Annotated in this window: 14 protein-coding genes; 7 read left to right on the forward strand and 7 right to left on the reverse strand. The window is 72.5% G+C overall.

Going from position 1 to position 10860, the window contains the following annotated elements; all coding sequences use genetic code 11:
• The 3 genes from HF577_RS34450 to HF577_RS34460 all read right to left on the reverse strand — a co-directional run.
• Positions 1 to 353: response regulator (locus HF577_RS34450; RefSeq protein WP_169400205.1), on the reverse strand; the 353-nt coding region annotated here is incomplete at its 3' end.
• 2 nt (positions 354 to 355) lie between these two features.
• Positions 356 to 1576: a sensor histidine kinase gene (locus HF577_RS34455; protein WP_169400206.1), complete on the reverse strand. Its 1221-nt coding sequence runs from the start codon at positions 1574 to 1576 to the stop codon at positions 356 to 358.
• 19 nt (positions 1577 to 1595) lie between these two features.
• Positions 1596 to 2366, reverse strand: a complete 771-nt coding sequence (locus tag HF577_RS34460) for a DedA family protein (protein ID WP_169400195.1) — start codon at positions 2364 to 2366, stop codon at positions 1596 to 1598.
• Positions 2367 to 2462: 96 nt separating this feature from the next.
• On the opposite strand from HF577_RS34460, the gene HF577_RS34465 reads away from it, so the two are divergent.
• Together HF577_RS34465 and HF577_RS34470 are read left to right on the forward strand one after the other, a co-directional pair.
• Positions 2463 to 3248: an isoprenyl transferase gene (locus HF577_RS34465; RefSeq protein WP_169400196.1), complete on the forward strand. Its 786-nt coding sequence runs from the start codon at positions 2463 to 2465 to the stop codon at positions 3246 to 3248.
• Positions 3245 to 3649, forward strand: a complete 405-nt coding sequence (locus tag HF577_RS34470; RefSeq protein ID WP_169400197.1) for a hypothetical protein — start codon at positions 3245 to 3247, stop codon at positions 3647 to 3649. The genes HF577_RS34465 and HF577_RS34470 overlap by 4 nt, the downstream gene beginning before the upstream one ends.
• A 35-nt stretch (positions 3650 to 3684) precedes the next feature.
• On the opposite strand, the gene HF577_RS34475 is transcribed toward HF577_RS34470, so the two are convergent.
• The 3 genes from HF577_RS34475 to HF577_RS34485 all read right to left on the reverse strand — a co-directional run bounded on the left by HF577_RS34475 (position 3685) and on the right by HF577_RS34485 (position 5274).
• Positions 3685 to 4296 (reverse strand): hypothetical protein, encoded by a 612-nt coding sequence (locus tag HF577_RS34475; RefSeq protein ID WP_169400198.1) that lies wholly within the window; start codon positions 4294 to 4296, stop codon positions 3685 to 3687.
• Between the two features lie 74 nt (positions 4297 to 4370).
• Entirely contained in the window at positions 4371 to 4790 is a 420-nt protein-coding gene (locus HF577_RS34480; protein ID WP_169400199.1) for a Fur family transcriptional regulator, read from the reverse strand.
• Positions 4791 to 4860: 70 nt separating this feature from the next.
• Positions 4861 to 5274 (reverse strand): ArsR/SmtB family transcription factor, encoded by a 414-nt coding sequence (locus HF577_RS34485; protein ID WP_246267836.1) that lies wholly within the window; start codon positions 5272 to 5274, stop codon positions 4861 to 4863.
• 98 nt (positions 5275 to 5372) lie between these two features.
• On the opposite strand from HF577_RS34485, the gene HF577_RS34490 reads away from it, so the two are divergent.
• On the forward strand, positions 5373 to 5699 hold the full coding sequence (locus HF577_RS34490) for an antibiotic biosynthesis monooxygenase family protein (protein ID WP_169400200.1): 327 nt from the start codon (positions 5373 to 5375) through the stop codon (positions 5697 to 5699).
• 70 nt (positions 5700 to 5769) lie between these two features.
• On the opposite strand, the gene HF577_RS34495 is transcribed toward HF577_RS34490, so the two are convergent.
• Complete coding sequence (locus HF577_RS34495) at positions 5770 to 6690, reverse strand: type IV toxin-antitoxin system AbiEi family antitoxin domain-containing protein (RefSeq protein ID WP_169400201.1); 921 nt, start codon at positions 6688 to 6690, stop codon at positions 5770 to 5772.
• A 241-nt stretch (positions 6691 to 6931) separates the two neighbouring features.
• Between HF577_RS34495 and HF577_RS34500 the strand changes: the two genes are divergently transcribed.
• From HF577_RS34500 to HF577_RS34515, 4 genes are all read left to right on the forward strand, one after another.
• Positions 6932 to 8329 carry a glycine--tRNA ligase gene (locus HF577_RS34500; protein ID WP_169400202.1) on the forward strand — a complete coding sequence of 466 codons (1398 nt, stop codon included), beginning with the start codon at positions 6932 to 6934 and terminating at the stop codon, positions 8327 to 8329.
• 139 nt (positions 8330 to 8468) lie between these two features.
• Positions 8469 to 9401 carry an ABC transporter ATP-binding protein gene (locus tag HF577_RS34505; RefSeq protein WP_169400203.1) on the forward strand — a complete coding sequence of 311 codons (933 nt, stop codon included), beginning with the start codon at positions 8469 to 8471 and terminating at the stop codon, positions 9399 to 9401.
• Positions 9402 to 9403: 2 nt separating this feature from the next.
• Entirely contained in the window at positions 9404 to 10129 is a 726-nt protein-coding gene (locus HF577_RS34510) for an ABC transporter permease (protein ID WP_169400204.1), read from the forward strand.
• Between the two features lie 34 nt (positions 10130 to 10163).
• A partial coding sequence (locus HF577_RS34515) for a histidine kinase (RefSeq protein WP_246267838.1) occupies positions 10164 to 10860 on the forward strand: 697 nt, incomplete at its 3' end.

Below are 10860 nucleotides of genomic sequence, written 5' to 3' on the forward strand. Positions count from 1 at the left end.
TCGAGGAACTCCCCGACCTGCGCCACCCGGTCCTTGAGCAGGTAGCCGACCCGCCCGCCGTCCCCGCCGATGAGCTGTGCGGCGTGCCGGCGCTCGACGTACTGCGAGAGCACGAGCACCCCGACCCCGGGCCAGCGGCGGCGGATCTCCAGTGCAGCGACGATGCCCTCGTCGCTGTGGGTCGGCGGCATCCGCACATCGGCGACGACGACGTCCGGCTGGTCCCGCTCGACGGCGCCGAGCAGGGCGCGGGCGTCCCCGACGGCCGCGACCACCTCGTGTCCCTCGTCGACGAGCAGCCGGACGAGCCCCTCGCGCAACAGCGCCGAGTCCTCGGCGATGGTGATCCGCAGGCTCACCCGGCCCTCCCGGGGTGCGCCGGCCCCGTTGCAGCAAAGCCACTTTCATGCAACGTCGTTGCCGCAACGTGGCTTTGCTGCAACTCGGCGCCCGGAAGGTGCGCCGCGATGACGGTGCCGGCGCCAGGTGGGCTCTCCACGCGCAGCGTGCCGTCGGCGGCCTCGACTCGGCGCGCCAGGCCGGCCAGGCCGCCGCCCGCCGGGTCGGCGCCGCCGCGGCCGTCGTCGTGGACCGTGACGTCCAGCGCGCCGTCCGTGGTGCGCACCTCGATCGTCACGCCCGACGCGCCGGAGTGCTTCGCCGCGTTGGTGACGGCCTCGGAGACGACGAACCAGGCGGCGGCCCGCACCGCCGCGGCCGGTTCCGGGTGGATCGCGCACGTGATCCGCACCGGCAGCGGCGCCCGCTCGGCCACGGACTCCAGCGCGGCGGCGAGGCCCTCGGTGTCCAGCGCGGCGGGGTAGACGCGCCACGAGACCTCCCGCAGCTCGACGAGGGCCCGCTGGGCCTGCTCGTGGGCCTGGGCGACGAGCTCGTCGGCGCGGTCGGGGTGGCGCCGTGCCCGTCCCAGCAGCATGCCGAGGGCGACGAGCCGCTGCTGCACGCCGTCGTGCAGGTCGCGCTCGATCCGTCTGCGCTCGTCGTCCACCGCGGCGACGACGGCGTCGCGGGTGCCGGCCAGCTCCGTGACGCGGCGGGCGAGCTGCTCCTCGCGCGACGGCGCGAGCAACCGGGCCAGCAGCGTGCGCTCCCACCGGACGACGCCGGTCGCCCCGGCCAGCCCGAGATAGAGCAGCACCGCGCCGGACAGCGCGTAGTACGCCACGATCTCGCCGGTGACCGCGGTGGCGGGTTCGTCGTCCAGCAGCCACGGCGTGCCGGTGACCCAGGACCACAGGATCGTGGCCGCGAACCCCGCGCCGAGCACGAGCAGAGCCAGCACGACCCCGCCGAGGAGCCCCACCGGCACCCGGGCGGCCAGGTAGCGCAGGGCCCGCGGGGCGGAGGGTTCGGCGGCGGTGGGGTCGGCCCCGCCCAGCAGCGTCGTGACCCGGGTGCGCTCGATGCCGACCAGCCGGCGGCCCGCAGCCGCCACGGCAGGCCGGGCAGCGGGGACGAGCAGGGCGCCGGCGGCCGGCAGCAGGAGGAGCACGTGCGCGACGGCCGTGAGCGCGCCGAGGGCGAGCCCGGAGGCCCTCCTGGTCACCCGCACCATCGTCGCCACCGGCCGGACGCTACTGGTGCGGCCCGCGCCGCAGCGGCGGGCCGCCGGCGCCGGGGCGGACCACCGGGATCCGTTCGGTGGGCGCCGCCGCGGAGACCACCGGGATCTGCTCGGTGGGGCTGTCATCCGTGAGGGCGATGACCTCGTCCGGGTCGCCCTGCTGGCGGCGCCGCGCCACCCGCTTCGCGACGAACACGACCACCGCCAGCACGATCGCCACGAGCACCACCTTCGAGGCGATCCCCGCGTAGCTCTCGACGATGTGCCAGTTCTCGCCGAGCGTGTAGCCGGCGAGCACGAACGCGGTGTTCCAGATCAGGCTCCCCGCCGCGGTGAGGGCGGCGAACAGGGCGGGGTGCATCCGCTCCACGCCCGCCGGTACCGAGATGAGGCTGCGCACCAGCGGCACCATCCGGCCGAGGAACACGGCCTTCGCGCCGTGGCGGGCGAACCACTCCTCGGCCTTGTCGACGTCACGCAGGTTCACCAGCGGCATGCGGTCGACGATCGCGCGCAGCCGGTCGCGGCCGAGCGCAGCACCGATGCCGTACAGCACCAGCGCCCCGACGAGCGAGCCGAGCGTGGTCCACACGATCGCGGAGACCACGCTCATCTCGCCGCGAGCTGCGGCGAAGCCGGCGAGTGGGAGGAAGACCTCGCTCGGGAGCGGGGGGAAGACGTTCTCGAGGGCGATGGCAAGTCCGACGCCGGGGGCGCCGAGGGCGTCCATCAGAGCGACGACCCAACCGACGATGCCGCCGGACTCAGGGGAGCTGGTCATGGGTGAATGGTAGGAAAGTCCGATCCGCCGGTTACTGGGGCAATCGCCGGGCGCACCCTGCGGTGCGCCACACCCCCCGCCGTAGGCTGGCCCGCCGTGGCCCGATTCCAGCCTCCGCCGCCGCATCCCTCGGGTGCGCGGCCCCCGGCGATCCCCTCCGAGTTCGTGCCGAACCACGTCGCCCTCGTCATGGACGGCAACGGTCGCTGGGCCAACGCTCGCGGACTACCCCGCATCGAGGGTCACCGGCGCGGCGAGGCGTCCCTGATGGACGTCGCCCGCGGAGCGATCGACATCGGTGTCCGCTGGCTCTCGGCCTACGCCTTCTCCACGGAGAACTGGAAGCGCAGCCCCGACGAGGTCCGCTTCCTCATGGGCTTCAACCGCGACGTCATCCACCGCCGCGTCGACGAGATGCACGAGATGGGTGTGCGCGTCCGGTGGGCGGGCCGCCGGCCCCGGCTGTGGCGTTCGGTGGTCAAGGAGCTGGAGATCGCCGAGGAGAAGACGAAGGACAACGACGTCCTCACCCTCACCATGTGCGTCAACTACGGCGGACGCGCCGAGATCGCCGACTCCGTGCGGCAGATCGCCCGGCTCGTCGCCGAGGGCCGGATCAAGCCCGACAAGATCGACGAGCGGACGATCGCGCGGTACCTCGACGAGCCGGACATGCCTGACGTCGACCTGTTCGTGCGGTCGTCGGGCGAGCAGCGCACGTCGAACTTCCTGCTCTGGCAGTCGGCCTATGCCGAGATGGTCTTCCTCGACACGCTGTTCCCCGACTTCGACCGGCGTCACCTGTGGGAGGCGATCGAGATCTACGCCCGCCGCGACCGCCGCTTCGGCGGGGCGCTCGACAAGCCGGGTACCGCGTCATGAGCAGCGCCGGGATCCCCGAGATGCTCGACATCGCCCGCGCGGCGCTCGAGCGCTTCCACGACGTCACCGTCGACGACGACGGCGCTCTCACGTTCGCCCACGGCGGCGTCGTGTGCGCGCTGCAGGGCCTCGAGCTGGAGGAAGGCCTGCCGGTTCTCAACCTCACCTGCGTGGTGGCGTGGGACCTCCCGGCGGAGTCCGACATCCCCACGCGCGTGGCGCTCGGCGCCGGTGAGGGCCTGTTCGGCACCCCCCGGGTGATCCGCGGCCAGAACGGCTGGGACGTGACCCTGCGCTATGCCTTCCCGGCGAGCGGGCTCGACGAGAAGGCCATGGGCACGCTCCTGATGCTGGTCGTCAGCAGCGCGTCCAGCATGCGCACCGAGCTGACCGCGGACTAGCCACACCCGACTGGCCACACCCCTCGAGTGGCCCGTCAGGTGGACAGGTGCACCAGCGGCAGCGCGCTGAGCTGCGCCGGCGAGAGCTTCCCGGCCGCGGCGAGCACCCGGCTCTGGGCCTCCTGCATCCGCGCGTCCACCAGCCCGCTCAGTGCGTAGGCCACGCGGCCGAGCAGGCGCACCGTCGTGTCGTCGACGAGCGGGCGCTGCGCCGAGACCACCGCGACGCCGGTGGGCCTGCCGTCGTTGGCCTGCGCCGCGCCGATCGTGAACGACTCCCGCGGGTTCACGTGCCGTGACGCGTAGTGGTCCCGCAGCTTCTTGATCATGCCGTGGAACTCGCCGACGTCGCCGTCGAGCTCGAGCCGGCCCAGGTCGTCCTCGCTGAGGAGTCCCGCCCGGCCGGAGAAGCACCGGACGTAGCCGACCAGCGCGCCCGTCCACAGCGCCTCCACCAGTGCCGGGTCCGGCCGCGGCGCGGCCAGCGCCGAGACCAGGTGCTCGCAGCAGCGCAGCACGTACTGGAGGTCCTCGAACACCGCGGCGAGACCGGCCAGCTCCGCGGACTCCGCGCCGTCGAGCCTGCGCACCGTGCTGGGTGCGGTGGCCGTCGCTGTCCCGTTGCCGCCTGCCGCGTCGTCCGCCATGAGCGCCTCCTTGCGTCGCCGCGGACGCTAGCGGCCGCGGGACGCGCCGGATGTGTCGTTCTGAGACGGGACGCTCAGCGGGTGCCGCAGTCCTTGCACAGACCGAAGATCTCCGCCGTGTGGCTGAGCTCGACGAACCCGTGGCTGTCGGCCACGCGCTGCGCCCAGCTCTCCACGTCGGGGCCCTCGATCTCCACCGTGTAGCCGCAGCGCCGGCACACCAGGTGGTGGTGATGGTCGGCGGTCTCGCACCGGCGGTACACGGCCTCGCCGGTGCCGGTGCGCAGCACGTCCACCTCGCCGCCGTCGGCGAGCGTCTGCAGCGTGCGGTAGACGGTGGTGAGTCCGATCCCCTCACCGAGGCGGCGCAGCTCCTCGTGGATCTCCTGGGCCGAGCGGAAGTCGTCGAGCCGGTCGAGCAGCGCCGACACCGCAGCCCGCTGCCTCGTGGCCCGTAGCGCCCGCGTCGTCGGCGCCTGCCCCGCAACGCTCATCGTGCGTCCTCGCTGCGCTCGGCCGACGCTTCGCGCGGACGCTGTGACACTGATTCGCTCGCACGCTCGCTCATCGTTCCCCCTCCTCGACGTGGGCCACCGCGTCGACGACGATGTGCGCGAGGTGGTCGTCCACGAGCGAGTAGACCACCTCGCGGCCCTGCCGATCACCCTGCACCACACCAGCCGACTTGAGCACCCGCAGATGCTGACTGATGAGCGGTTGGGTGACCCCCAGCGCGTCGACGAGATCGTGCACGCACCTGTCGGACTCCAGCAGCTGGAGCACGATGGCGATGCGGACCGGCGCGGCGAGCGCCCGCAGCAGGTCGCCTGCCGCCGTGAGGGTGCGCGGGGTGTGCACGGGCGCGGGTGCTGTGGTGCGGTGGGCTGTGGGGTGCGCAGCCGACCGGTCACCGACCTGGCCGTACGTGGCCTCATCGGTGGACGCGCCGGCCGGCCCGGCACCAGCGACGATCGACATTGGTCCCCATCTCCGGAAGCGGCGGCCACGCCCCCCGGTGGTCCAGCACTCCGGTGGCCGCTGGGTCCATCGTAGGCGTCCGGTGGCATGCTCCGTTCGTGCTGCTCGTCTGCCGGTTCGTGGTCGCTCCCACCGCCGCTCCCGCGTTCCTCACGCGGGCCGCCCGGGCGCTGGAGCTCCTCACCGCAGCCGACGGCTGCCTCGGCGGGGAGCTGGGCCGATCGGTGGACGAGCCCGACCAGTGGGTGCTGGTCGTCCGGTTCGCGTCGGTGCACGCCTACCGCCGAGCACTGAGCCCCTTCGAGGTGCGCGAACACGTGGTGCCCCTCCTCTCGGAGGCGGAGACGGACACGGCGTCGACGTACGAGACGCTGCTCGACGCCAAAGAAGGCACCACACAGGCCCACACCAGCCTCCTGGCCTGAGCCGCGCGCTGGGTGTGTTCCTCACAGACCCGGTGGGCCCTGCGAGGAACACAGCGGGCGCGCGGAGCGCTCAGCTCGCGTCGAACGCGAGCCGCAGGCGCCCGGCCACGGGCTCGAAGTGGTCCAGGTCGTCCCAGCCCCACCGTCGCACGCGAAGGTCCTCGTCACGGATGGCGTCCTCGCGCCGCTTCTCCTCCACGACGACCTCGGCCGGAACCTGGCCGGGTTGCAGCAGCCTGCCGTACTTCACCAGCCCGTCGAACTCGCCGACCGTCCTGAGCTTCGGCCACCCGAAGTCGACCCGCGCGATCGCCGTGCCGTCGGCGGACCGGATCACGTACTGCAGAACGGGCGCCGGCAGGCCGGCCCGCTGAAGCGCCACCCGGCTGCGCGACTCGCCAGGGCTCTCGCTCCGCCCGTCGGCGAACGCGACGACCCGCCGCGCCGCGGTGTTGCCGCGGCGGTTGGACGACCGCTCCACGGCATCGGCCAGAGCCGCCCGCGTGACGAGCCCGCGATGCAGGGCGGCATCGGCCGGCACCACCGCGGGCTCGAACGGCAGGAACCGGGCGAGGTCGGCGATCGTCCTCGCCACCGAGGTGACGGCGATGCCGGCCACCAGGACGACCTCGTCGGGCTCGAGCGCAGCTGCATGGAGGTGCAGGTACCGGCTGCGGCGGCCACCGGAGCGGCGGTTGCGGGTGACGTGGACCCGGTCCAGCGGTGCCGCCCACAGCGGCAGGCCGTGGAGCACCGCCGCGGACACGTGGCTCATCACTGCGCCGGGAGCGAGTTGCTGCACCGCCGCGCGTATCGCCAGCCCGTGCCGCGCCGCCGGATGGTCCGGCCCGGTATCGGTGGCCCGTACGTAGACGCCCGGTCGCACGGTGACCAGCCGACCCTGCGCCCGCCACCGCTTCAGCTCCTCGTCGGTGAACCCGGCGGCCAGCAGGCCGGGCCGAACCACGAGCGCCGGGCTCTCCCTCTGCATGATCCCCAGCGTGGGGCGTTGGCGGCCGCTCCAGAACCCCCACTCGCCGGCCTGTGGACAACCAGCCGGGACGCGCTTACAGGGGAAAGTCCGCTCCGCGCGCCGGATACGGTCCGCACAGGGCCCACGGGCTCTGCGAGGAGCACGCGCCCCCTGCGCAGACCGTGTGGGAAAGCCGCTCGCGCTGCCTCGCTACCCTGGAGGCTCGTTCGCCCTTTCCCCCGCCCAGGAGTACAGCCTCGTGGCCAGCAAGCCGAGCTCCGCCAAGATCGACACCATCGTCGCGCTCGCGAAGCGCCGCGGCTTCGTCTTCGCCTCCGGTGAGATCTACGGCGGTACCCGTTCGGCCTGGGACTACGGGCCCCTCGGCGTGGAGCTGAAGGAGAACATCAAGCGGCAGTGGTGGCGGTACATGGTCACCGGCCGCGAGGACGTCGTGGGCCTCGACAGCTCGGTGATCCTGCCGCGCCAGGTGTGGGTGGCCTCCGGCCACGTCGGCGTCTTCACCGACCCGCTGGTGGAGTGCCTGAGCTGCCACCGCCGCTTCCGGGCCGACCAGCTCGTCGAGGAGTACAACGAGCGCACCGGCAAGGACGTCGCCGAGGACGACCTGTCCGACGTGCCCTGCCCCAACTGCGGCACGCGCGGCCAGTACACCGAGCCCCGCGACTTCAACATGATGCTCAAGACCTACCTCGGCCCGGTGGAGTCCGAGGAGGGCCTGCACTACCTGCGCCCGGAGACGGCGCAGGGCATCTTCGTCAACTTCCTCAACGTGCAGACCACGTCGCGCAAGAAGCCGCCGTTCGGCATCGGCCAGATGGGCAAGAGCTTCCGCAACGAGATCACGCCGGGCAACTTCATCTTCCGCACGCGCGAGTTCGAGCAGATGGAGATGGAGTACTTCGTCGAGCCGGGCACCGACGAGGAGCTGCACCAGTACTGGATCGACGAGCGCACCAACTGGTACGCCGACCTGGGGATCGCGCGGGACAACCTGCGGCACTACGAGCACCCCAAGGAGAAGCTGTCCCACTACTCGAAGCGCACCGTCGACATCGAGTACCGGTTCGGCTTCACCGGCCAGGAGTGGGGCGAGCTCGAGGGCATCGCCAACCGCACCGACTTCGACCTCACCACGCACTCCAACCACTCCGGTGTCGACCTGTCGTTCTACGACCAGGCGTCGGGCACGCGGTACCGGCCGTACGTGATCGAGCCGGCGGCGGGCGTCGGCCGCTCGATGATGGCGTTCCTCATCGAGGCCTACACCGAAGACGAGGCACCCAACGCCAAGGGTGGGGTCGACAAGCGGGTGGTGCTGCGGCTGGACCGGCGGCTCGCGCCGGTCAAGGCCGCGGTGCTGCCGCTGTCGCGCAACGCCGACCTGTCACCGAAGGCCCGCGACCTGGCCGCCACGCTGCGCAAGCACTGGAACGTCGAGTTCGACGACGCCGGTGCGATCGGGCGCCGCTACCGCCGCCAGGACGAGATCGGCACGCCGTTCTGCATCACGGTCGACTTCGACACCCTGACCGACCAGGCCGTGACCATCCGCGAGCGTGACTCGATGACGCAGGAGCGGGTGGCGCTCGACCAGGTCGAGAGCTACCTGGCCGCCCGCCTGCTGGGCTGCTGACCGGCCTCTGAACCAACGGCGCGCTCGTCCGGCAGGTCCGGACGGGCGCGCCGCTCGTTGCGCACCCTGACATTCGTCATGATCAGCCCGTGACGGGCGATCCCGGTCCCGGCACGGGCGCGGCGGCAGTCTCATCCGCATGACGAGATCCACTCCTGTTCAGCCCCCGACGGCTGTCACCGTCGGTGCGGCCGTATCGATCCGGGGCCTGCATCGCAGCTACGGCGGGGTGCGCGCGGTCGACGGCGTCGACCTCGCGATCGACCCCGGCGAGGTGGTGGCGCTGCTCGGGCCCAACGGCGCCGGCAAGTCGACGACGATCGACATCCTGCTCGGGCTCTCGCGCGCCGACTCCGGCGACGTCCGGCTGTTCGGGCGGACGCCGCGGCAGGCGGTGGTCGACGGGCTGGTCGGGGCGATGCTGCAGTCCGGCGGCATCCCGGACGACGTCACGGTGGCGGAGGTCGTGCGGTTGACGGGTGCGCTCTTCCCGAAGCCGCTGTCCGTTGCGGAGGCGCTGCTCCGGGCGGGCGTCTCCGACGTGGCGGGCCGGCGCTACGGGCGGCTCTCGGGCGGGCAGAAGCAGCGTGTGCGGTTCGCCGCCGCGCTCGTCTGCGATCCGGACCTGCTCGTGCTGGACGAGCCGACCGTCGCGATGGACGTGCAGGCCAGGCGCGAGTTCTGGACGGCCATGCGCAGCTACACGCGTGCCGGCCGCACGGTGCTGTTCGCCACGCACTACCTGGCGGAGGCCGAGGAGTACGCCGACCGGGTCGTGCTGCTGCGGAAGGGCAGGGTGGTGGCCGACGGCAGCGTTGCGCACGTCCGCGCGCTCGCCTCCGGCCGGGTCGTCTCCGCGACCGCGCCCGGAGCCGTTCCGGCTGCGCTGGCCGCGCTGCCCGGCGTGACGCAGGCGCACGTCGACGGACCGCGGGTCCGCCTGGAGTGCTCCGACTCCGACGCCGCGCTCCGCGCACTCATCAGCGCGTACCCGCAGGCCTGTGACATCGAGGTCTCCGCGCACGGCCTCGAGGACGCGTTCGTCGCGCTGACCACATCGGAGGAGAACTGACCATGGGTGCTCTGTTGCTCGCCGAGGTGCGCCGGCTACTGCGCTCACCGCGGTTCCTGATCTTCACGGTGGGCTTTCCGGTCGTCTACCTGATCGTCTTCACCGGGATCTTCGCCACCGGGCCGGACGCGGCGGCCGCCACCGCCGTCCTGATGATCAACATGGCTGCGTTCGGCGCGATCTCCGCGTCGATCAGCACGGGTGGACGGGTGGCGGTGGAGCGCAGCATCGGTTGGAACCGCCAGCTGCGGCTGACCCCGCTGCCCGCATGGGGGTACGTCGCCACCAAGGCGGCTGTCGCGATGCTGGTGGCGCTGCCCGCGCTCCTGCTGGTCTTCGCCGTGGCGAGGGTGGTGGAGGGAGTGCACCTCGATGCGCTCACCTGGGTCCGGGTGTTCCTCGCCGCGTGGATCGGGGTGCTGCCGTTCGCCGCGATCGGGCTGCTGCTCGGCCTGGTCGCCACGCCGGACTCGGCGCAGGGCATGTCGACGGTGACGATGCTGGTGTTCAGCCTGCTGGGCGGGGTGCTGATCCCGGCGCAGGTGCTTCCGTCGGGAATGCTCACCGTGGCCCACCTGCTGCCCAGCTACTGGCTCACGGCCATCGCGCAGGGACAGGCGTCCGGCGCTGCCCTGCCGATCGAGGGCGTGGCCGTCGTGCTGGGGTGGCTCCTGGTCGCGGGGGCCGCGGTCGCGGTCCGGTACCGGCGTGACGCGCTCCGGGTCTGAGTCCGGGCCCGGTGACCGGGCTACGGTGATCGGCATGTCCTCGACCACCGGGGACGCGGACGAGCTGGTCCGCGACCCCACCCGGATGAGCGCCAAGCGGTGGTACGTGATGGCAGGCGGGTGGTCGCTCCTGCTGACGCCGTGGCTGTACATCGGCGCCACGTCCGACCGCCCGCCCGTCGTCCGGGTGCTGCTGGTGACGACGGTCGTCGCCTACATCGCCTGCTACGTGCACGGACTGTTCGTGGCGATGCGCCGCAGGCAGCCGGCCTTCTCGGCAGCACTCGTGCTCGTGATGGCCGCGCTCTGGGCGGTCATGGTGGTCGGGTTCGGACCGCAGGACGGAGCGGTCTACACCGTCAGCTACGTGATCGTCACGGTCATCGCGCTGGTCCCGTCCCCGTGGACCGCCGGAGCGGTCGCACTCGCGTTCGGCGGCGCGGCCGGGATCGGTTGGCTGTGGCTGGCCGGCGAGGGGGTGACCGGCCCGGACATCCTCGGCATGTTGGCGATCAGCATCGCGATGCTGGGTCAGTTCCGGTTGATCCGGGCGAACTCCGAGCTGCGCGAGGCACGTGAGGAGCTGGCCCGGCTGGCCGTCTCGGCGGAGCGGGAGCGGATGGCGCGGGACCTGCACGACGTGCTCGGGCACAGCCTCACGACGATCACGGTCAAGGCGGGCCTGGGCGGCGCCGGATCCCGACAGCGACACGGGGGCCGAGGTCAGCACG

It is taken from the genome of Pseudonocardia xinjiangensis (genome assembly GCF_012911925.1).
In the GTDB taxonomy this organism is placed as follows: domain Bacteria; phylum Actinomycetota; class Actinomycetes; order Mycobacteriales; family Pseudonocardiaceae; genus Pseudonocardia; species Pseudonocardia xinjiangensis.